At 69.0% G+C, this 22,002-nt stretch carries 15 protein-coding genes and 3 pseudogenes; 10 read left to right on the plus strand and 8 right to left on the minus strand.

What is annotated here, in order from left to right:
• Positions 1–36: 36 nt before the first annotated feature.
• Positions 37–1,125 (minus strand): DUF6192 family protein, encoded by a 1,089-nt coding sequence (locus ABTY04_RS28635; protein ID WP_352216290.1) that lies wholly within the window; start codon positions 1,123–1,125, stop codon positions 37–39.
• Between the two features lie 488 nt (positions 1,126–1,613).
• Positions 1,614–2,261: a hypothetical protein gene (locus ABTY04_RS28640; RefSeq protein WP_352216291.1), complete on the minus strand. Its 648-nt coding sequence runs from the start codon at positions 2,259–2,261 to the stop codon at positions 1,614–1,616.
• 573 nt (positions 2,262–2,834) lie between these two features.
• On the opposite strand from ABTY04_RS28640, the gene ABTY04_RS28645 reads away from it, so the two are divergent.
• The 5 genes and pseudogenes from ABTY04_RS28645 to ABTY04_RS28665 all read left to right on the plus strand — a co-directional run.
• On the plus strand, positions 2,835–4,244 hold the full coding sequence (locus ABTY04_RS28645; RefSeq protein ID WP_352216356.1) for a beta-propeller fold lactonase family protein: 1,410 nt from the start codon (positions 2,835–2,837) through the stop codon (positions 4,242–4,244).
• A gap of 130 nt (positions 4,245–4,374) precedes the next feature.
• A complete protein-coding gene (locus ABTY04_RS28650) occupies positions 4,375–5,244 on the plus strand; it encodes a peptidase (protein ID WP_352216292.1) in 870 nt (289 codons plus the stop codon).
• 862 nt (positions 5,245–6,106) lie between these two features.
• Positions 6,107–6,163, plus strand: a pseudogene (locus ABTY04_RS41225) (hypothetical protein); the annotation flags it as partial.
• Positions 6,164–6,222: 59 nt separating this feature from the next.
• Positions 6,223–6,381, plus strand: a pseudogene (locus ABTY04_RS41230) (IS21 family transposase); the annotation flags it as partial.
• Positions 6,327–6,704 (plus strand): annotated as a pseudogene (locus tag ABTY04_RS28665) (response regulator transcription factor); the annotation flags it as partial. The pseudogenes ABTY04_RS41230 and ABTY04_RS28665, both read left to right, overlap by 55 nt.
• Before the next feature lie 467 nt (positions 6,705–7,171).
• On the opposite strand, the gene ABTY04_RS28670 reads toward ABTY04_RS28665, so the two are convergent.
• The gene (locus ABTY04_RS28670; protein ID WP_352216295.1) at positions 7,172–7,513 is read right to left on the minus strand and encodes a hypothetical protein; all 342 of its coding nucleotides are present in this window, start codon (positions 7,511–7,513) and stop codon (positions 7,172–7,174) included.
• Positions 7,514–7,790: 277 nt separating this feature from the next.
• Here ABTY04_RS28670 and ABTY04_RS28675 point away from each other — a divergent pair, with 277 nt between their 5' ends.
• Positions 7,791–8,564: a class I SAM-dependent methyltransferase gene (locus tag ABTY04_RS28675; protein WP_352216296.1), complete on the plus strand. Its 774-nt coding sequence runs from the start codon at positions 7,791–7,793 to the stop codon at positions 8,562–8,564.
• A gap of 27 nt (positions 8,565–8,591) precedes the next feature.
• Here the strand turns inward: ABTY04_RS28675 and ABTY04_RS28680 are convergent, their stop codons facing one another.
• Together ABTY04_RS28680 and ABTY04_RS28685 are read right to left on the minus strand one after the other, a co-directional pair.
• Positions 8,592–9,236 (minus strand): NADPH-dependent F420 reductase, encoded by a 645-nt coding sequence (locus ABTY04_RS28680; protein ID WP_352216297.1) that lies wholly within the window; start codon positions 9,234–9,236, stop codon positions 8,592–8,594.
• A gap of 48 nt (positions 9,237–9,284) precedes the next feature.
• The gene (locus ABTY04_RS28685) at positions 9,285–10,097 is read right to left on the minus strand and encodes an inositol monophosphatase family protein (RefSeq protein ID WP_352216298.1); all 813 of its coding nucleotides are present in this window, start codon (positions 10,095–10,097) and stop codon (positions 9,285–9,287) included.
• Positions 10,098–10,212: 115 nt separating this feature from the next.
• Here ABTY04_RS28685 and ABTY04_RS28690 point away from each other — a divergent pair, with 115 nt between their 5' ends.
• Positions 10,213–11,157 (plus strand): LysR family transcriptional regulator, encoded by a 945-nt coding sequence (locus ABTY04_RS28690; RefSeq protein WP_352216299.1) that lies wholly within the window; start codon positions 10,213–10,215, stop codon positions 11,155–11,157.
• A 424-nt stretch (positions 11,158–11,581) separates the two neighbouring features.
• Here ABTY04_RS28690 and ABTY04_RS28695 read toward each other — a convergent pair whose 3' ends face one another.
• From ABTY04_RS28695 to ABTY04_RS28705, 3 genes are all read right to left on the minus strand, one after another.
• The gene (locus ABTY04_RS28695) at positions 11,582–12,514 is read right to left on the minus strand and encodes a YwqG family protein (protein ID WP_352216300.1); all 933 of its coding nucleotides are present in this window, start codon (positions 12,512–12,514) and stop codon (positions 11,582–11,584) included.
• 31 nt (positions 12,515–12,545) lie between these two features.
• A complete protein-coding gene (locus ABTY04_RS28700; protein WP_352216301.1) occupies positions 12,546–14,450 on the minus strand; it encodes a hypothetical protein in 1,905 nt (634 codons plus the stop codon).
• Between the two features lie 355 nt (positions 14,451–14,805).
• The gene (locus ABTY04_RS28705) at positions 14,806–18,156 is read right to left on the minus strand and encodes an ALF repeat-containing protein (RefSeq protein ID WP_352216302.1); all 3,351 of its coding nucleotides are present in this window, start codon (positions 18,154–18,156) and stop codon (positions 14,806–14,808) included.
• Between the two features lie 441 nt (positions 18,157–18,597).
• Here ABTY04_RS28705 and ABTY04_RS28710 point away from each other — a divergent pair, with 441 nt between their 5' ends.
• From ABTY04_RS28710 to ABTY04_RS28720, 3 genes are all read left to right on the plus strand, one after another.
• Complete coding sequence (locus tag ABTY04_RS28710; protein ID WP_352216303.1) at positions 18,598–19,119, plus strand: hypothetical protein; 522 nt, start codon at positions 18,598–18,600, stop codon at positions 19,117–19,119.
• A gap of 158 nt (positions 19,120–19,277) precedes the next feature.
• Complete coding sequence (locus tag ABTY04_RS28715) at positions 19,278–21,284, plus strand: RICIN domain-containing protein (RefSeq protein WP_352216304.1); 2,007 nt, start codon at positions 19,278–19,280, stop codon at positions 21,282–21,284.
• A gap of 570 nt (positions 21,285–21,854) precedes the next feature.
• On the plus strand, positions 21,855–21,977 hold the full coding sequence (locus tag ABTY04_RS28720; RefSeq protein WP_352216305.1) for a hypothetical protein: 123 nt from the start codon (positions 21,855–21,857) through the stop codon (positions 21,975–21,977).
• The last annotated feature ends 25 nt before the right edge of the window (positions 21,978–22,002 follow it).

Raw genomic sequence — 22,002 nt, forward strand, 5'->3', positions numbered from 1 at the left:
CCGTCCGGGACCCAGCGGATCAACCATGGCGGGAAGCTAGCAGAAACTGCTCCTGACCTGCCAAAACACAGGAGTTAGTTCAGTCAACGGGCCCCTCACCCGGGCGACGTTCTCGTGCACGATGGTGCGTTCGTCGTCGCCGAGCTGGCGGTCGCGCAGGCCCGGGACGACGCGGCCGGACGCCGCGACGAACGCGTGGCAGGCGGTGACCAGGTCCAGGAACTCCACCGACCGGTCGATGTTGCGGATCGCCGGGGCGACGGGGCTGGTCTCCTCGAAGTGCTCGCGGGCCTGCCGCCCGCGTTCGACCTGGGCGTGGTTGACCTGGTGGCGGGCGGTGGCGTCCGACATCGCCCGGAAGGCGACGTCCGGGCGCCGGAGCAGGCCGGTGGTCACCTCGGCGGCGACGTGCTCGTCGCGGGTCAGTTCCTCGACGACCCTCACCTTGTCCGCCTTGGCGACGCGGGCGACGACCGCGGGGCGGCGCAGGAAGTCCGGAGCGACAGCCGCCGCCACCTTGTCCTCCCGGGTCAGTTCCTCCACCGCCCGGACCTTGTCCTCGTCCTTGACCTGCGCGACCACGTCCGGGCGCCGCAGCAGATCACCGGTGACGGTGGCGGCGACCTCCTCGTCCTGGGCCAGGGTGTGGATCGCGCTGACCTTCTCCTGCGGGGTCACGGGCTTGACGACCTGCCGGCCGACCCGCCGGTTCGCCTCGTCCGGCGTCCACCGGGACTTGCCTTCGGGCGGGTTGAGGATCGCGGTGAACCGTTCCTCCTCCTCGGCGATGGACGCCAGGATGACGTGGACCGTGAACGACACGCCCGTCACCCGCCGGTCCTTCGGCCACTTCGATGCGGTCCACCGGGCCTTGTCCACCGTCTTGTAGGACAGCCCGATGTCCTCGGCCAGGCGGAACAGCGACTCCTTGACCGTGAACAGCGAGTCGCTCCGCTCCTGCCCGCCGGCCTCGCGCATCGGCTCGACCTCGAGCGCGTAGTCGCCGACCGTGAACTGGATGCGGCTGGCGGTCTCCACCAGCTTCCGCAGCTCGGCCACGATCTCCGCGTACCGGTTCGCGCTGACACTGCCGACCTTGTCGGTGTCGTTGATCTCTTCAGTCATGGGCTTCTCACCCTCAACCACGGGCCGTGGCACGGCACTTGGGACCGTGGCAAGACGCAGCCCGCCTCTCGACCGAGAGTCGGACCGGAAATCCTAAGATCACAACGATCGACCGAAAATGACCGGCCTCTGATCGAAGATGTGATTCGGGTGCGTTCGCGTTGCGGTCACTGTGACCGTTCGCCGAACGATTCCTTTCGGGCCCGCCAGGCCCTCGTGACGCATCGCCGTGAACAGAAGACCGCGTTCGAACGGCGATCCACCCCCGCGACCCAAGTGCTCCCGCACTCGGGGCACTCGGCTCTGCCGGCGCCACCCAGTTCGGCAGCCACCCGCTTACGCAACCGCAGGTCACGACGCCACCGCCTGGCACGACACGCCGTGGAACAGAACCTTGCCCGAGGCTGAGCGTCCGGCCTCAGCCGACTCCCACACCCCTCGCACGCACGCTCCACAGCCTGCCTGACGCCCTCGGACACTCAGCCAGCCTAGGGCACAAAGCTACTCAAAACCTGGGATCGAAAACAGGCACTCACCCTGCCCGCCCCCGCGGATCCGGCACCGGACAGCCCGCCGATGCCGTCGCCGAGCTCCTCGCCGCGATCACCCGCCGCCAGCGCGAGCACCGCCAGCTCACCGCCGACCGCCTCACCGCCGTCCTCGACACCGGTCTGCTGCCCGCCGAGCTGACCGAGATGGCCCTGTACTACCGGGCCAAGGCCCACAAGGACCTCAGCCAGAACGACGCCGCCCGTACCGGCATGCAGCAGGTCGTCGAAGCCGACGGCCGTCTCGCGCTCAAGGCCCGCCGGGGCCTTGCCAACCTGGCGAGGCTGGCCGGTGACTTCCCCACCGCCTTGGCCGCCGTCCCCACTCTCGGTTGGAAGGGCCGCCACCACCGCGTCCTCGGCGACGTCCACTGGTCCCACGCGGACACCGCCCAGGCCGTAGCCGCCTTCGAAGCCGGCCGAGCCGAAGCCGAGCAGCACGAAGCCGCCGGCGAGCGCGCGATGACGCAGGTCCGCCTTGCCCTCGCGCTGTCCTTCGCCGACCCCGACCGCGCCGATGACGAGCTCGCACTCGCCCACCAGCTCCTCGACGGTCTCGACCAGCGCTCCAACGCCCTCCTCGCCCAAGTCGTTCCGCAGCCGACTTCCCGGTCTCCGCCACGATCCGTACCGCCCCCGCGCGGAACTCCGCGTCGTACGAGCGCCTCTTCCCCGCCATGACCCTCAACTTCCCCTCTGGTCACGACTCCACGCTACGAGGAGAAGGTCACGCCCGATCTCACCTTCGAGCGCACGCGGGTGATCGACTCCCCGACCGTCACCCGCGTGAAGCACCGCGTCCTCCCCGTCGTGGCGTGAACCCCCGCCGGAGGGGGCCTCCTTGGTTCCGGCTTTCGCCGATCACGGGCAACGGTTCCCCCACCCACAGGGAGTGTCACGGGACTTATTGCTCATATACGAATAGAGCGACACGAGCTGTTGCGGCTATTGTGCAGTGGCAACGTCCATAAGGTGATCTTCGAGTCATCGCAGATGATCTCGGCGCCACGGTGGACCCGGGCGCCAGTCTTCGTGGACGCGGAGGTCTCCGTGCTCGAACATTGCGGTTTTCAGCCGGGAGTGGGTGACCGCCCCGAAGGGCGGCCTGGGAGAGGGTTCGGACGGCGAAGGAGGGGGGCCGTACCGGCCAGGCGGCGAGGCATGGTGGGCCTGATCGCGCTGGCGTCGCTGGCCCTGTCCATGGTGGCTGTGCCTCCTGCGGCCGCCGACCCGTCGGACTTTCTCTATGTGGCCAATTCCGATGACGGCACCGTCTCGGTGATCGACACCACCAGCGACATCGTCAGCGCCACGCCCATCACTGTCGGCACGGCTCCGACATGGGTGGCGATGTTTCCCAACGGGACCAAGGCCTATGTCACGAACAGCGGCTCCGACGACATGTCGGTGATCAACACTGCCACCAACACCGTCAGCGCGACCATCGCCGTCGGTGACGAACCCCGAGGGGTGGCCGTCACCCCTGACGGCACGAAGGCCTACGTGGTCAATACCCTCGACGGCACTGTCTCGGTGATCGACACCGCCACCGACAGTGTCAGCACCACCATCACTGTCGGCAACACTCCCATCGGGGTGGCCGTGACTCCCAACGGTGCCAAGGCCTACGTTGCCAACCTCAATGCCAACAGCGTGTCGGTGATCGACACCACCACGGACAGCGTCAGCTCCACCATTGCTGTCGGCGCGAATCCCTCCACGGTGGCAGTGACCCCCAATGGCGCCAAGGCCTACGTCACGAACAACACGTCGAACGACGTGTCGGTGATCAACACGGCCACCGACGCCGTCAGCTCCACCATCACGGTCGGCACTGCCCCCCGAGGGGTGGCCGTGGCTCCCAACGGTGGCAAGGCCTACGTCGTGAACTACGGCTCGAACAGCGTTTCGGTGATCAACACCACCACCGACGCCGTCTCCTCCACCATCACCACCAACATCGGTACCAGCCCGAGCGGGGTGGCCTTCACGGGGGACGGGACCAAGGCCTACATCACCAATACCGGCTCAGACAACGTGTCGGTGATCAACACCGCCACCGACACGGCCAGCCCCACTCTCCTCACCGTCGGCGGCGGACCGCTGGGAGAGGCGGCCTCCCCGGACCAGGGGGACACGGGGGTCACCTTCGAGGTCAGCGCCACCGACGGCCTGACCGTCGCCGTTCCCACATCGGCCACCCTGAGCACGGTCACTCCGGGCGGCACCGCCACCGGACAGCTCGGCCAGGTCACGGTGACGGACGAGCGCTCACTGGCCGACGCCAGCTGGGTGGCCACCGTCTCCCTGACCGACCCCTTCACCACCCCCGGCGGCAGCCCCATCACCGGCAGCGCCGTGACCTACACCCCCGGAGCCGCTATCGACCCGGTCAACGGACCGTTCACCCCGGGAACGGCAGGAACGCTCGCTTCCGCCCGGACCGCGTTCAGCAAGACGAGCGGTTCCGGCAACAACTCGGTCAAGTGGAACCCCACCCTGGACGTCGCCGTGCCCGCAGCCGCGGTCGCCGGCACCTACACCGGGACGGTGACCCATTCTGTGGCGTAACCCCGCGCCCCCACACCGGATCTTCGCTCTGATCGCCGCCGCGGCCCTCGCCGCGGCGGCGATCGCCCTGGGGGCCCTCGCTCCGGCCGGCATCACCTCTGCCGCAGCCGCGGACCCAAAGGGGGACTTCATGGGCATCCGGCTCCTCGAAGCCCCCGTGGCACGGCGCAACGACCCACGCGCGCGGACGTACATCGTCGACCACCTCAAGCCGGGCACCACGATCAAGCGCAAGATCGAGATCTCCAACAAATCGTCCGCCCCCCGCAGCATCGACCTGTATGCAGCCGCCGCCGGCATCAAGAACAACGGGTTCACCTTCGCCCCGAAGCGCACGGCCAACGAGCTGACCCGGTGGATCCGGGTCAGCCCCGCAAGAGCGGACCTGGACCCGCACTCACGGGCCAAGGCCGAGATCACGATCAATGTGCCACGGACCGCGCAGGCCGGAGAACGCTACGCCGTCGTCTGGGCCGAAAGCAGCGCGGCGGCGGACGCCACCCACAACATCGCCAGCGTCACCCGCGTAGGCGTGCGGACCTACCTGGACATCGGGCCCGGCGGAGAGCCCGTCTCCGACTTCAAGATCGAGGAGATGCACGGTACGCGGGACAAACAGGGCCGTCCCGGCGTCACCGCCATCGTCCGAAACCTCGGCAGGCGAGCGGTGGACCTGAACGGGACACTCGACCTTCGTAACGGCCCCGGCGGCATCAGCGCACGCCCCTTCCGTGCACCCTCGGGCGTCACACTCGCCCCGTACAGAAGGGGCACCGTCACCGTCCCCCTTGATCCAGGACTGCCCGACGGCCCATGGAAAGCCAAGCTGACGCTGCGGAGCGGCACAGTGCAACGGACGAGCACAGCAACCGTGACGCTCGCCGGAAAGAAGACCGGACCTCGCACGCTCCTCTACCCCGGTACAGCCGCAGCCGCTGCCTCGGTCGTCGGCGTACTCGCCCTGGCAGGCATCCGACGCCATCGGCGAAACAACCGGTAGGCCGGCTACGCCCACTGCGCTGCATCGCACGGCACGTCGGCGCCCGCTTGAGCGCCTGATCCCCCCACCACTTGCCGCGGCCACAGACACCCTCCCTCAACCTCACGCCCCCGGCGGGCCATGGCCCGCCGGGGGCGTGAGGTTGACGGAATGCAGTGGTGCAGGGTCCGTGAGATCGGCTCAAGACACCGGGACGGCACTGGTCAGCGGTTCCAGATCCCCGTACAGCGCGGCGTGGAGTGCGGCCGCCAGTTCACGGGCCCGTTCCTCGCCCCGCACGCCGTGCATCATGAAGTAGACCGAGCCCGCGTAGGCATCAAAGTCAACCTCGTGTTGTTGAACCAGGCGGGTGATCGCGGCCCGGACAGCAGCGTTCACGACGTCGTCGACAGCGTGGCCAGGGCCCGCGGTGAGCGTGTCCGCCTTCACGGTCCAGCGCACACCTGAAGCTTCCCCTTGATCGTGGACACCTGGAGACTGGGGCCTGAGGTTCCAGAGGAAGTAACACCAGGTGGGAAGCAAGTACACGAAGCGGTACACCGAGGAGTTCAAGGGGGACGCGATCGCGCTCGTCGACTCCTCGGGCAAGACGGTCACCGCGGTCGCCCGGGAACTCAGCATCAGCTCGGAGTCCTTGCGCGGCTGGTACCGCCGGGCCAAGGCCGACCAGGTGAGGGCGCCCCGGGCGAGCTGCCCAGCGCGGAGCGCGAGGAACTGCGGCGGCTGCGCAGGGAGAACCGCGAGCAGCAGCAGACGATCGAGATCCTGAAAAAGCGACCTTAGATTCAACCGGTCAGAGCAACAGTGCAGGTTGAGGGCGGTACAAGTGGCGAGACTGGGTCGGCCGGGGATGTCGGACGAGATGAAGGCCGACCTGTGGCGGCGGTGGAGGTCCGGCGAGTCGATCAGCGTCATTTCGAGAGGGATCGGCAAGCCGCCCGGCTCGGTGTTCACCGTCCTCAAGCACCACGGAGGCTCACGGTCAGGACCTGTGTCCCCGCCGACCCGCAGTCCAAGGGCGGCTCCGAGGCGACGGTGCGGATCGCGAAACGCGACCTGGCGCCCACCGACGTCAACCTCCGGCCGGCGCCGCCGGATTCCTCGTCAAGGACATCTTCCCAGAGGACTTCCTGCACGCCGTACGCGTGGCCGCACGCGGCGACGCCCTCCTCGCACCCTCGATCACCCGCAAGCTGATCAACCGGTACGTCACCCAGTCGCCCCCCACCTCCTGCGGCACTGACAAGCCTCTGGAGGAGCTGACCTGCCGCGAACGCGAGGCCGTCGTCCTGGTCGCGCAGGGCCTGTCCAATGACGAGATCGCGGCCCGCATGGTGATCAGCCCACTGACCGCGAAGACCCATGTCAACCGGGCCATGACCAAACTCCGGGCCCGTGACCGCGCCCAGCTCGTGGTCCTCGCCTACGAATCAGGCCTGGTGACGCCCCACAGCTCCTGACAACCGGCGACGGCTACGTCAAGGTCACCCCCGTGCTCACGCAGACGAACATCCCGCGCGGGCCCTGAGCACCCCGCCGGAGCAGGTCTTCTGGCTACCTGAGCTGGTTCAGGGCCCGAGTCAGATCACGGTTCGCGGACCGAGCGGCGTCGAGCTCGGCCTGCCGCTCCTCCAATGCCTGGGTCAGCTCAACGTTTCGCTCCTGGTTCGTGGGCGGTGGTGCGGAGGGCATCCAGGAGGCCGCGGTGACTGTAGAGGAAGGTGCGGTCGACGCGGGCGGTACGGGCGATGGCCGAGGCGGTCAGTGGGGTTCCGTCGCGTCGGGCGGTGCTGATGGCGGTAGCACGCGGGTGCGGCGGCGTTCGGTGTCGGCCTGCCGACCGTCGTTCATGGCGGTGGTCACGGCTGGCGGGTCCTTGGGCGCCCGCTCCCACGAAGTCTCCGGCCGCCTCCGGTGCCGGGCGGTGTCAGCCTTCGTCTCCGTCGAGCTGGTGGGCATTCAGCTGGATCATGCTGCTGCCTTCGGGGACATTGGCCAGCTGCGTGCCGTCGGCCAGGCTGGAGGCCAGCAGGCTCCAGCCTGACTTCCGGTAGGTGAGGACGTTGCCTTCCACCCGGGCCGGCTTCCAGCCCGCGCGCTCCGATTCGGCCCCCATCTTGGGAAGGGCCTGCTCGGCCTCGCCGGATGTCACGACGGCGATCCAGTCGAGCATGTCCGGGCGTTTCACGCCGTTGGGCGTGGAGGTGGTCATCCCCTTCGCGGGGTCCAGGCCCGCCTTGGTGAGGGCCTTGCGGAAGTCCCCGTCCACTGCGTCCCGGCCGAGGACCGAGCCCCCCTTCCCCGGATCCCCCTTCCTCGGGTCCGCCTTCCCGGAACCCGCGGATCCCGAGGACGAGCCCGGGCCCGCCGGCTTCGGTCCGGCCCCCCGCCCGCAGCGCTGCAACCCGCCAGCGCCAAGACCGCCGCAACGGCCAGCGCCGCAACCGCCGTCGAAGACCTTGCGACTACGCCGACAACACCTGGCCCTCACCGACCCCCAGGCCTTGGGCCTGTCCGGCGGATCATGTGACTACTAGGCTGCGACGATGGATCGCTTGACCGATGTGCCCGAGAGTCTCGCCGAGTCTGCAGATCCGGCCCGAGTGAATGACTACGACAGTTTCGCCGAGGCGTACTCGACGGAGAACGAGAACAGCCTCGTGAACGCGTACTACGAGCGGCCCGGGATGTTGGCCCTCGCCGGAGACGTGGCCGGCCGTCGGATCCTGGACGCCGGCTGTGGCTCAGGCGCCCTGGCCGCTGCACTGCGCGACCGGGGTTCGGTCGTCACCGGCATCGACGCCAGCGCCAGGATGCTGGCGTTGGCAAGACGGCGGCTGGGTGACGACGTGGCCCTGCACGTGGTCGACCTGAGCGACCGTTTGCCGTTCGACGACGGTGCATTCGACGACGTGGTCGCATCGCTGGTGCTGCACTACCTGGAGGACTGGGGGCCGACGCTGGCCGAGTTGCGGCGAGTGGTCAGGCCCGGCGGCCGGCTGATCGCGTCGGTGGACCACCCTTTCGTGGCCTACACGATCCAGGATCCCCGGCCTGACTACTTTGCGACCACCAGCTATGCCTTCGACTGGACGTTCAACGGGCAGTCCGTCCCAATGAGGTTCTGGCGCAGGCCGTTGCACGCGATGACTGATGCCTTCACCACCGCCGGCTTCCGTCTTTCCACCATCAGCGAGCCACAGCCCGACCCAGCCGCCCGTGAGCTGTTCCCCGACGACTTCCATGCCCTTTCGACCGGACCCTGCTTCCTCTTCTTCGTCCTTGAGGTACCGCCGTCGGCTGCGGGCTCGGACGAGTAAGCCAACCGGCGGATCACGAGCGGTGGGTCAGCGGGCGAGGGAGACGGCGAAGGGCTTGAAGCCGTGTCGGCGCAGGATGTGGGGAACCACGAGGATCATGGCCTCGGTGGCGCGGGCTGTGGTGATGTCGCCGAGGTCCTCGATCCATGAGGGTTGCCAGCCCAGGTCGCCGAGCAGGCCGGTGACGGTCTTCTTCGCGTTCTGGTCATCGCCCGAGAGATAGGCGGTCGGTGGGACGGCCAGGGTTTCGGGAGCGGTCATGACCATGAACAGCATGGTGTTGAGGGTCTTGACCACATGGGTGTCGGGGAGGGCGGCCTGGAGTTGCTCGGCGAGGCTGCTGCCGGGATGGCACAGGTCGCCCGGCAGGCCGTCATCGGCGTCGCGGGCGGCGTTGGAGACATCGACGAGGAGTTTTCCGGAGAGCTCGGTGCGCAGGCCTGCCAGGCGGTCCAGGGAGCTCTCGCCGGGCGTCGCGTTGATCACGATGTCCGCGGTGCGGGCGGTGGTGCGCTGGTCGGCGAAGGCGATCTGCGGGGCGAGGCCGGCGGCAAGGGCTGCGGTCCCTTCCGGGTTCCGGACACCGAGGGTGACACGGTGTCCGGCTGCGGAGAGCTTGCCGGCGAGGTTGGTTCCGACGCGGCCGGCGCCCAGGATGCCGATGCTGGTCATGAGGTGGTGCTCCTTGCGGTGTGAGGTGGGCAGAGCGGAGGTGTCGGGTCAGGCGATCGGCGACAGGACCTTGAGGGCGGCGGTGTGGATGCCGGGGGCGGCGGCCAGGAAGTCGCGGCTGCCCGTGTTCCAGGGCTCGCCCGCCAGGTCGGTGACGGCGCCTCCGGCCTCGGAGACCAGCAGGGCGCCGGCGACCAGGCCGGAGCGGACGTCGGAGAACTGCCAGAAGGCGTCCGTGCGTCCGGCCGCGACGTGGATGAGCTGCATCGTGGCGGGAACGGACACGCGTACGACCAGGCCGTTGATGAGCATGGCGGTGACCGAGTCACCGATCCGCCGGAAGGTGCGCTCGTCCTCGCCGGGCCTGGCCTGGCCGGTGCCGACGAGCGCGGCGCCCAGATCGGTCTTGGCGGACACCTTCAGGGGCCGGCCGCCCAGGCGGGCACCGCCGCCGGCGACAGCGGTGTAGGTGTCGCCGGTCAGGGGCAGGTGGACGACTGTGAGCACCGGCTGGTTGTCGCGGACCAGGGTGGCGGTCACGGCCCAGTCCTCCATGCCGTGAACGTGGTTGATGTTGCCCTCGGCGGGGTCGACGACCCACCACTCCCCTGACGGAAGCGCACCGCCTGCCAGCTCGTCCTCGGCCCACTGCGATCCCCGCCGGGCCCGCAGCAGCGGCTCCCGCAGCACGTCCAGCACCGCGTCGTCGTTGGCGTGGATCTCAGCGACGACCTCGTCCAGACTCACGCCCCGGGCGTGCGAGGTGTGGCGCTCGCGCAGCGTGACGCCGGCGGTCTTCACCGCAGCTGTCACGTCGGACAGGAGCGTCGTGTCGGCGGCGAAAGGCATGGCTGTGCTCATGGTGGGCTCCCTGAGTTCGATGTGTGCGGGCGGCTTGTCTCGCGCCTGCACTTCGAAGGTAGGCCCCCCGATCATTAACAACAAGTGCATGCTATTCACTCGTAGAGTTACTGGCATGCAACTGGATCTCAACCTGCTCACGGCCCTGGACGCACTGCTGGAAGAGGGCAGCGTTGCCGGCGCCGCAGCACGCCTCCACGTCACCGCACCGGCGATGAGCCGCTCCCTGGGCCGCATCCGCAAAGCCACCGGCGACCAGATCCTGGTCCGCACCGGCCGCAGCATGGTCCCCACCACCCGCGCACTGGCCATGCGCGCCCAGGTCCACGCCCTCGTACAGCAGGCCCACCAACTCCTGTCCGCGCAGCAAGAACTCGACCTGGCAGCTCTGGACCGGGTGTTCACCGTGCGCTGGCACGACGCCCTGACCGCCGCCTGCGGCACCGCCCTGATCACCGCCGTCCACCGTCAGGCCCCCGGCGTCCGGCTGCGCCTGCCCGCCGAACCCGGCACGGACACCCCCGAGCTGCGCCGGGGTGAGGTCGACCTCGAATCGAGCTCCAGCGCTCCGACGCTCCCCGACATCCGCCACCGCCTCGTCGGCAGCGACCGCCTGGTCGTCGCCGTCCGACCGGGCCACCCCCTCACCGAAGGCCCGCTGAGCATCGAGCGGTACGCGGCCGCCGAACACCTCACCGTTTCGCGACGCGGAAGCCTGCGCGACCCGATCGACGACGCCCTGACCACACGCGGCCTCGAACGACGCGTCGTCGCCGCCGGGCCCACCGCCGCCTTCACACTGCAACTCGCCCTCGACACCGACCTGGTCGTCACCCTCCCCAACGCGGTCACCCGCACGGCTCGGGAACAACTCGGCCTGATCACACTGCCGCCGCCACTCCCGCTGCCCGACGTCCCCCTGTACCTGCTGTGGCACCAGCGCTACGACGACGACCGCGCCCACACCTGGCTGCGAGAGACGGCCACCGAAACCGTCCAGGCGCTGTTTGCACCACCGACCGCCTCACAACAGCCCCTCACCAACCGGACCGTGCAGTGACGGATGTCACCGTGCCAGCCCCTGCTGACCTGGCCCCGGGGGCAGGTGACCGGCCGGCGGTCGAAGTCGATGTGGAAGTCGGACGGAGCACGCCGTGGTGTCGTAGGGGGAGACGACCGGCCGAGGCGGAGGGCGGCAGGCCGCCGTCGGCGGCGGTGCGCCGGCGCAGGCGGCCTGCCGCGTCGCGGCAGTAGTTCAGCACGACGATCTGCCGCAGTGCCTCGGCCTGCGGGCCGGGCCGGTAACCCGGCCCGTGCCGGTGGAGGCGTTCCGGCAGTCGACAGGCGGCAACCGCATCGGTCTTCGAGACAGCCCCGAGCACGCCCGCTGATCACGCCGGCGCACCGGAAAACTCCAAGATCCCCGACGGAGTCAAGCTGAGACGGTCGGGTCGACGGCGGCACTGCTCAGCGCTGCGGTGGGCTCACTGGATCAGGTCGGTGTGCGGATGGTCCGGGGACTCCGGGCAGATGTAGAGCTGCAGGCGGTTGCTCCTGGAGACCTGGACCTCGGGCGGGTTCGCCGCACTGGCGTCGTCGAGCGAGCCGAGGGCTTGGTCCTCGTACGGGACCCAGCCCGTGTTGCTGCTGTCCCATTCGCACGAGGCGATCGTCAGCAGCGGCTCCATCCTGGCGTCGCAGGCGGTGCAGAAGCGGGCGATCGGATCGGTGAGGCCCCACCGGGGCCAGCCGCCGACCTTCCAGCCCGGGGCAACGGACAGCTGGCTCTCGTAGAACGCATCCGGGTAGGGGGCCCAGGAGCTGTCCACGGCGGCTCCGGCCGCCTGCCAGTTGCTCCAGTCCCGCAGCTGCTGCTGCAGTTCCTTGCTCACGTCCATGGGGTACTCGGTGATCTGCTCCGGCGCGAGCACGCACGGCCGCGGTACGTAGCCGTCGTACTCCACGGCGAAAGGGCCGGGCGGCGCGGCGAGGACGTCGGTGACCTCGGCGGAGGACCGCCAGAACAGCGCGGTCGGAGGCTTGTAGTCCGGATCGTGTTCGAAGGGACACCACAGCACCTGGAGCAGGTCGGCCCGGCCGGGCGGCCGCAGCAGGGGTACGTCGCGCACGTACAGCTGGGCCACGGGCACCATGGGGTTCGGACCGTCGTGCCACTCGTGGTCCTCGCCGGCGTACACCCCGTACGCCTCGTACAGGTCGTTCATCTGGTCGTGTGACTCGTCGCAGTGCGGCCACGGCTCGCCGGCGGGCCACAGCAGTGGCCCGCCGACCGAACTGTCGTGCGGTGTCGGAGACCCGGGGCGGGGATGCAACCGGATCGCCGGACGTGCCAGCGGGGCCAGTTGAGGGAAGACCGCGGTGACGTCGACCGGCCGCGGCGGGGTGGTACGGCTCATTCTGGCTCCCGATGGCTCGAATCAGGTGGGGCTAGTTTCCGAGGTTCAGCTGTCCGGTGTTCTTATAGGTGTTGGTGATCTCGACGTCGGGGAACAGCGGCTGGGTCGTTCCGTCCGAACGCTCGATCCTGGCGCTCATCTTGACGCTCTGGGGGATCGTGCTGTCGGCGTTCAGGTAGACGGGCGTCACCTGGTAGAAGATCGCGTCGTTCGGCCCGAGGATGCCACCTTCCTTGACCTCCCTCACCGCCTTCTCGGCCACGGCCTCGTAGGTCCGCATGCTGGGCGATCCGGTGTTCATCCCCACCTGCCAGCAGGGAACGAGATTGCGCAGTCCGCCGTCGCTCTTCTGCCCCTTGCCGCCGAGGACGTTGGGTACCAGATGGCACCGGGCGAGCCCGGCCGTGGACGAGTTGGCCGTACGGAACAGGTCGGCGTCCAGCCAACCGGTGATGTCCTCCTTCGTCGCGTCGGTGCCCTTCTTGGGCGCGATGCCCACACACGTCTGAGCCACGGCTGCCCGCTCACCGGCCGGCCCCGGCGGCCTGGTGTTCTTGTCGATGTGCGCAACCGGATCGGTGGTGTTCTTGATCCACCCGTTGCCCCAGGGGTCCGATCCGGCGGGAGCGTTCTGGCGGCAGACGGCCTGCGGCTCGGCGATCGAACCGGAGATCTCCACCTTGAACTGGTCGTCCTCCACCACTCGCTGGTTCACGAAGCCCTCGGCGAGCTGGGCCTCACCGGCCTGCTTGTCCGCCAACGGGACGTGAGCACGCGCGCAGGGGCTGCCCGGTCCGCCATCCAGCACATCGGTGACCCACCCCCCGCGGGTGCTGTGACGGGGAAGGATCTCGGCGCACTGGGCACCGTCGATTCCTCCTTCGCGGGTGACCGCGAAGGGGAACTCGCCGCAGCTGTCGTCCGCAACGAGGGCCGTGAGGGCCTGGAAGGTTCCGCAGGTCCGAGCCGTCCGGCCGGCCACGTCGCCCTTCGCCCGGGTCAGCGGCTTGTCGCGTCCCCAGCCGCCGAGGTTGGTCTGGGCCCACAGGTAGCCGGCCGCAGCGGCTCCGGCGCCCGCCGGGGTCTGCTGGTCGCTCATCTTGACGACCGGCATGAAACTGGGCACGACGCAGCCGGGCTCGGGCGTGCCCGTGGTGGTCGTGTCCCGGACGGCGTCGTCGCAGCGGATCTTCTCCGGGTTGCTCCAGGAGGCGCTCGGGTCGATGATCTGGGCGCCGGGAGACCACACGAACAACTCGTACGACGTCGTGAAGTCGACCTTGGTACCGGGAGCCGGGGTGGACTCGTAGCCCACGTCGCCGACGAGGACCTGGTCCGGGACTATGAGCTTGTTCGTCCACCGGGGGGACTTGGTGACCTTGCAGCCGGCCGAGCAGGCGGGCTTGAACCGCACGTTCAGGGACTTGACGGCCTTTGTCGCACCGGTCATGGTCACCGTGACGAGTTCGTTCCACGTCGTGCCCTTGGCGGGCAGGACGGCGCTGCTCGACACGTCGAGGGTTCCGGTGCCGACCTCCGTGCCGTTGCTGTCCTTGAGCGTGTACAGCACGGTCAGGCCGCGGACGCAGTAGGTGAAGCGGTTGTAGTACCAGGTCCTGGGGGCTGCGAGTGAGCAGCTGCCCGTGTCGGCGGCGGCAGCCGCGGCCGTCGGCTGCGCTGCGGCGCGGGCCTTCCGCTTGGCCGGGGGCGCCGGCTTGGCGATCGTGGTGACGCAGGCCTGCACGGCCCCCGCCTTGCGCTCCTGGGAGCCGGCGGGCGTGGGCTCGCACTTCTCCCCGGGAGTCATCGTGGCGGGCCGGGTCATGCCGGATGGAACACCGGTCAGGCCGTTCGGGTCGACGCTGCCCGCCTCGCCGGCTGCGCCCGGGGCGGGGACCTGGCCGGCGGCGGCGGTGCCGGTCGCGGTGAGGCTCAATGCGAGGAGGAGACCGGGAAGTATTCGTCTCCAGCGTGGTGAAATCATGTCTTCTCTCGGTGGGAAGCCACCCCGGGCGACATCTGGCCGACTTCGCGATCAGTCGGGCCGAAGTGCCTTCCGTCGCCCGGGGCGATCAATGGAATTGCTGCTGCCGCTGAGGGATCTGATCCCGGAGCGGGTCCGGTACGGCGCTCGCCGGCCCGGGGGGCCGGTCGGCGCGTCGTGCCCGCCGTGTCGGGCCGGCCGACCGACCGGCGGAAACGTTTCATCACAGGCCGAACCACCCCCCGTGGCCCAAGGCCCGAGGCAAACGGGCCGGCGTGACCAGGGGGTGGTCGTGGTGGGTCAGCTGTCAGGCGACGAGGTCGTAGAGCAACTTGGATGCGGCCCCGGCGGCCTTCTCCACGGTTTTGACGACCGGCTTGGCCACAGCGGCGGCTGCGCGTCCGCCGCCGCGGGTGACGAGTCCCAGTGCCGTGCGGCCTGCGGATGAAACGAATTCGCCGCTGGTGAAGCCGTATTCGATACCCGTGGCGATTACGCTGACTCCAGCGGCGACGACAGAGACGCCGAGGCAGACGGCGGCGATGCTGCCGAGAACGGGTGCCGCCGGGAAGAACACGCATGAGACGGTGAAACCTGCTGCCAGGAGTCCTGCGGCCGTGCTCACCTTGTCGGCGGTGTCAGCCCACCACTTGGCGTCGTTCCACCATTCGTCCTTGCCGGGCTGGCTTCCCTTGGGGTTGACCGTGTCGTTGTTCTTCGTGTCGGACGGGTTGCGGTTGGCGTCCCGGTCCTTCTGTGCCTGCTCGGCGGCGACGCGCGCGGCTTCCTTCACTTCTGCCGTCCGCTTGTCCGCGGCGATCTGGCGTGCTTCGGCGGCGGCCGCGGCAGCGGTCTTGGCGTCCCGGCCCGCGGCGAGCTCGGCCTGGTGGGCATTGGCTGCGGATGCCGCGGCGCTGTAGGCGGAGGCCTGTGCGCTGTGGGCCGCGTCGATGGCACGGTTCGCGGAGTTGTTCGCCGCGCGGGAGGCGCTCTGGGCGGTGGCGGCGGCGTCCTTGGCCTTGTTCGCCGAAGCCTGGGCGTCGGCGGCGGACTTGTCCGCCGCGTCCGCGTGCTTGCGGGCCGCGGTCGCGTAGTCGTCGGCCTGCTGCGCCGAGTCCAGCGCCTTCTGTGCCCACTCCTGCGCCTTCTGGCCGGCGTCCCGGGCCACCGCCGCGACCTGGGAGGCGAGTGCCGCGTCCCGCTGCGCCTCCTGGGCGATTTTGGCCGCTGCCGCGATGGCCGCCTGCATGGCGGCGGCGTGGCTGAGGGAGTCGTAGTCGAGCTGGGCGGCCCGGTGCCGGACGGATTCGACGAAGTTCCGGCGCATCCATGCGGGGCCTTCCATGGCCACCTCGGCGTAGGCCTTGGCGTACGCGTCACCGCTGGCCATGACCTTCATGGTCTCGACGGCGTCGTCCTCTTCGACCGCCTTGGCCAGGTCCTCGTCGAAGAACTTCTGGAGGGCTTCCGGCGTGTTCTTGTTGAGCGCGTCGTTGGCGGCCTTGGCGACGACCTTGCCGGGCTTCTCGTGCAGGATCTTCAGGATGTTGACCCTGTTGTCCTCGGCACGTGACCTGATGACGCCGGAGGTGTTGAAGTCCCCTTCCGCGGGGACGCCCCCGGCGAGGGCCTGGACCGCGGCCTTCGCGACGGCCGGCTCGGAGACCTGGGCGATGAAGAGGATGGTCTCGCGGTTGTCCTGGGACTCGGCGAGCCGCCGGTCGATGTCAATCCAGGAGTGGACGTCGTAGTCGGATCCGGCGAGTGCGAAGCGGGCGGCCTGACGGGTCCAGGTGCCCTTGGAGTCCAGCAGTGAGACGGCTGCCTGGCGGCCGAGGGTGGCGGCGACGGCGAGCTCGTCGTTGCCGAGGGCCTGCTCCGCCTTGGCTATGAGGTCCTTGGTGGCCTGTGCGGTCTGCTGTGCCTGCGTGCGCTTGTTCAGGGCGGCCGCGCGTTCGCTCTTGTCCAGCTGGGCGAGCTGCGCGGCTTCCTTCATGCCTTGCAGCTTGTCGGCCGTCAGCATGGCCGCCTCGGCTGCGCGGGCGTTCTTCTCCACATCCAGGGCGTCCGAGACGGCCTGCGTCGCGACGTTGGCCGCCTTGACCGCCTCGTCGGCGTAGGCAGTGGACTTGTTTGCGAAGTCGATGGCCTGGCCGGCGTACTTGACGGCCTCCTCCGCGGCATCGGCGGCCTTCTCGGCGTGTGCGGCGGCGGACTTGGCCGCACTGTTCGCGGCGCGTGCAGCCCGCGCGGCGGCCGAGGCCAGTGCCTGGGCCGTGGAGGCGGCGTTGGTCGCCTGGTTGGCGGCGGAGGAGGCGATCTCAGCCTGGCGCTTGGCCTCGGCCGCCTCGCCCTGCGCGACGCCGGAGGCCTCGGCCGCCTGGGCGGAGGCCTTGGCGGCGGACGCGGCGTCACGAGCCGCGTCGGCGGCGGCCAGGCCGGCGTTCGCGGACTGCTCGGATGCGACGGCCGCGTCGTCGGCCGCCTTGGCAGCGGAATTCGCCTTCGCGGCAGCGTCGCGGGCGGCGACGGCGGCGTTCTTCGCCTCCTCGGTCTTCGTCGCGTCCTTCGACGCGGCGATCGCGGCGTTGTAGGCGCGGGTGGCCGCCGATCCGGCGGCGGCTGCTGCCTGTGAGGCGGCCGTGGCCGCCCAGGACGCCCGCTGCGACGCCTGGACCGCGGCGGAGGAGGCCCGGATGGCCGTCCGGGCGGCGGACGCGGCTCCGCCGGCGGCGGTGGCGGCTTCGCGGGCCGCATCGGCGGACCTCCGGACGTCGTCCCTTGCCTTCTCGGCTTCGGCCGCGGCCGTCTCGGCCTTCTCCTTGGCCTTGCTCGCGGCTGTCGTCGCACGCGCGGAGGCCTCGACGGCAAGGTCGGTCTGCTCCCGGGCGCGTGCGCTCTCACGCTCGACGACGGCGACCAGCTGGGCGATGGTGGCGGCCTCCTGGTCGCGGGCACGTGCGATGTGCTGGCCGGTGTCGAGGTACCACTGCATGTCGTCCGCGGTCCCGCTCAGGGCCCGGTTCGCGTATTTTTTGAGCTCCGGGCCGGCCGTGGCGAGGCTGCGGACGATCTCCACCCGCATGTCCTCCAGCCTGGCGTTGTACTGGCCGGTGAGCAGGAACTGCTCCAGCGCCTGGTCCGTGCCGGCGGTCAGTGCGGCGTTGCCGTCCCGCTTGACGCTCTTTCCGCCGCTGGCCATGACGGAGAGGGTCGATACCCGCATGTCCTCCGTGACCGAGGAACGGAAGCCGTCCTTGACGAACGCGGACACCGCCTCGTCCCCGCCGTTGAGGGCGGCGCTCACGTCCCGTCGGACGCTCTTGCCCCCGTAGCCCAGGTAGGTGAACGCGGCGACACGGTTGTCGATCCGCGTGGCCTTCGGCAACTGCTCGGTGAGGAAGGTCGTGATCTCCCGGTCGGTGCCGGCGAGTGCGTAGGCAGCTGCTTCCTTGGCCGAACGTCCGCCCAGGATCCACGCCTTGACGGCCTTGGCCCGGTCCGTGTCCGGAAGCGCCAGCGCGTCGCCGGCCGGGGCGGCGGCGGCGCGGGTGGCTGCCCGTACGGGTGTGGTGAACAGCAGGGGAGTCGACACGGCGGCGGCACTCGCCGCGAGGGCGGTGGTGAAACGGCGCCGGCTCCAAAACGTTTCCTGCACAGGAGAACCTCTCTGATTCCGATTCCTCGCGGTCGAGGTCGAATCCCGTCCCGGGAATATCTCACCGGAACGGCGATGACCCGACCTTATGCAGCACAAGCGCCCGGAACATACCCGACCGGAACCCGACCGGCACCGTGTCCGAAAGATGGCTGAATCCCGCCCTCAAGTTTTCGAAAAACCGCTGCAACCCTTTCACGGCGTGACACAAGTCACCCCCTCGATGGGGGATATGTCCCGTTATGGAGTTATTTATTCTCTTGGCTGAATGCCGTACGGCTTGGTTTCATTCGAAAGATCGCCAGCCAGTGCGCAACGCCACTGAATTCACATTTCGATGGCGTCAGGCAGCCGTGACCGGGGGGCACGAGAAGCTGGGCGAGCCCCTTCCTTCATTGCGCACTCACGCATGCTCGCGAACACCTTGGATCGACACTAAGGATGAAGATGAAGGCACGTAGTGCAATCCTGCGAATCGTCGGTGCAGCTGCGGCTGCAGGGGCTCTGACCTGGGTCGCAGCCACGGGAGGGGTGACTGGCGGATCCTCCACGGAATCCATCGCCACGAAGGCGGTCGCCGATGAGGGTCCGGGTTATGCCATCGAAGACTTCGCGTACCCGAACGCCGACAAAATCCTCGCCGAACAGAAGATCAAGCTCAAGAGCGGAGACGGGCACATACTCCTCGCCGAATGCACGGGCGCGCCGGAGTTGATGGAGGTCTTCTCGCACAAGAGCGAGAAGGTGTGCTTCCGGGTCACCGGAGACAAGGGCTACCTGAGCTTGGAGATCCCGGCGGTCTTCGGAGTCAAGGGAAACAATTACGCTGCGCGGGTCGAGATGTCTGCCGGCACCGAGCAGAAGACTTTCACCGTCGACAAGAACACCTGGACCGCCGTGGGTGAGACCGCGGACGAGCAGGGCCGCGATTTCATGCTTCTGGAAATCAGGACCTCCAAGTAGCCGTAGGGGCCGCCCCCGGGCATGCCGAGCACGAGTACCCGGCGTCCTCGGCTGCTTTTCCCGGCCCGCATCCTGCGGGCCGACGACTCGCCTGGCCGCCGCCGCCACCCCAGGGCCCGGCCGGGCCCTGATCCCTCGCACACCTAAAAAGGATCTTCATGTCCGTACATGGTTCACGCACCGCGTGGGCTGCCGCCGTGCTTTCCGCCGCTGTGGGCAGCGGACTGGTCGCCGCGGGCCCCGCCGCAGCCCTCGGCGGCAGCGACGCTCCGGGCACCGGCTACGCCTTCGCCGCCAAGCTCAACGTGGGCGACAAGGCGGCCTGTTCGGGCGCGCTGGTCGACGCCCAGTGGGTGATCACCGCCGCGTCCTGTTTCCGCAACGGCTCCGCGCAGGTGCCGGCCGGCAAGCCGGCCCTGAAGACGACCGTCACCGTGGGGCGCACCGACCTCACGCAGTCCACGGGCACCGTGGTCGAGGCCGTGGAACTCGTTCCGCACGCGGACCGTGACCTGGTGATGGTGAAGCTCGCCTGGCGGGTCGTCGGAGTGGACCCGGTCAAGGTCGCCACCACCGCCCCGGCGATCGGGGACCGGCTCACTTCGCTGGGGTTCGGGCGGACGAAGACGGAATGGGTCCCGAACAAGGCGCACACCGGTGCCTTCACCGTGGCCTCCGTCGCGGGCGGCACGCTCGGACTGGACGCATCGGGCGATGCGGTGGTCTGCAAGGGTGACACCGGCGGCCCGGCCCTGCGCCAGACCGACGGCGGCCCGGAGCTGGCGGCGGTCAATTCGCGTTCCTGGCAGGGCGGCTGTCTCGGCACGGATGCGTCCGAGACCCGCACCGGGGCGCTCGACGTCCGTGTCGACGACGTGGCCGCCTGGGTGGACCAGGTCCGCAAGACCATCCCCGCGGTGCGTCTGGCGTCCGTGGTGCCCAACGTCACCAAGGTGATGGGGACGGGCGACTTCAACCAGGACGGCCGTACGGACATCATCGCCGTCACCACCGACGGCAACCTGCACACCTTCGCGGGCCGGCCCGACGGCACCTTCGAGTACGGTCGCCCGCTGTGGCGGGCCGACGGCAGCTGGGGTCCCGCCAAGAAGATCATCGGTGGTGACTTCAACGGCGACGGGTTCACCGACATCGCCTCCGTCTGGAGCGACGGCGCTCTGCGCCTGTACGCGGGACGGCCCGACGGCAGCCTGGCCGAGGGCAAGGCGATGTGGGCGGACGCGAGCACCAACTGGGACGCCATGCGCCAGCTCGAACGGTACCGGGCGGCGGGCTCCAACCGGGACGGGCTCCTCGCCGTCTGGGGCACGGGTGACGCGAAGGGGTCTCTGCACGCCTACTCCACCACCCCGGACGGAGTGCTCACCAGCCAGAACCGCACGATGTGGCCCGACAACACCTGGCTGGGCATCCAGAAGATCACCACCGGTGATTTCAACAACGACGGCCGCGACGACATCGTCGCCATCGGCTCCGACGGCGCCCTGCGCCGCTACAGCGGCAACGCCGCCGGCGGCCTCGACGCCGGTGTCTCCATGTGGCCCGACACCAGTTGGAACAACATGCCCGTCCTGCTGTCCGGTGACTTCAACGGCGACGGCAAGAACGACCTCGGCGGTCTGTGGAGCGACCAGCAGCGCTTCAACTTCTACAAGGGCAACGGCCAGGGTGCCGTCGCCGGGGGCACCCACGCCTGGCCCTCTCCCCTTCCCCTGCCCGCAGGCGGTCAGATCCGCAACGCGAACAGCGGCAAGTGCCTGGAGATCGTCAACTCCAGCAAGGACGACAGTGCCCCCGCCCAGCAGTGGAGCTGCGGCGCGCAGGCCGGCGCGAAGTGGGAGTTCCGGCCCACGGCCACCGCGGGTGTCTACCAGATCGTGAACGTGAACAGCGGCAAGTGCCTGGAGATCGTCAACTCCAACAAGGACAACGGGGCCCGTGCGCAGCAGTACACCTGCCACGACATCCCCACCATGCTCTGGACGATCAAGCAGGCCGGCAGCACCGTCAGCCTGAACATCAGCAACGTCAACAGCGGCAAGACCCTGGAAATCAGCAACTCCAGCAAGGACAACGGCGCACCCGCCCAGCAGTGGGAGCACTCTTCCGACCCGTCCTTCGCCACCCAGAGCTGGTACCTGTAACCGGTCCTGCTCGCAGCCCGCTACGCACCCGTCGGCCGGCCTTCCCCGAATCAGCGAGAAGGTCGGCCGACCGCAGGTGACCACACGGTACGGCTCCCCGGCTTCACACGCCCTGCCTTTACCCAAATTCCCACTTGCACATTTCGCAAGAATCACCCGGATCGAAAAATGGACGAAAATGAAGATGCGTAGCACGATTCTGCGAATCACCCTCGCAGCCGCGAGTGCAGGCGCTCTGGCCTGGGTCGCAGTCACAGGCGGGATGAGCGGCGAATCCGCTGCGGAAACCCTCGCAACAAGGTCGATCGCCGACGAGGGCCCAGGATATGCCGTGGAAGACTTCGCATACCCGAACGCCGACAAAATCCTCGCGGAACAGAAGATCAAGCTCAAGAGCGGAAACGGCACATCCTCCTCGCCGAGTGCACGGGCGCGCCCGAGCAGATGGAGGTCTTCTCACACAAAAACGAGAAGGTCTGTTTCCGGACGATCGGAGACAATGGCTACCTGAGCCTGGAAATCCCGTCAGTATTCGGAATCAAGGGAAATGCATACGCCTCGCAGGTCAACATGACCACGGGCGCCGAGCAGAAGACGTTCACCGTCGACAAGAACACCTGGACGGCCGTGGGTGAGACCGCGGACGAACAGGGCCGAGATTTCATGCTCCTGGAAATCCGCACCAGCAAGTAGCCCCGGCGTTCGCGAGGCCATGCCC

The sequence above is a fragment of the Streptomyces sp. NPDC097981 genome (genome assembly GCF_040302565.1).
Taxonomy (GTDB): Bacteria; Actinomycetota; Actinomycetes; order Streptomycetales; family Streptomycetaceae; genus Streptomyces.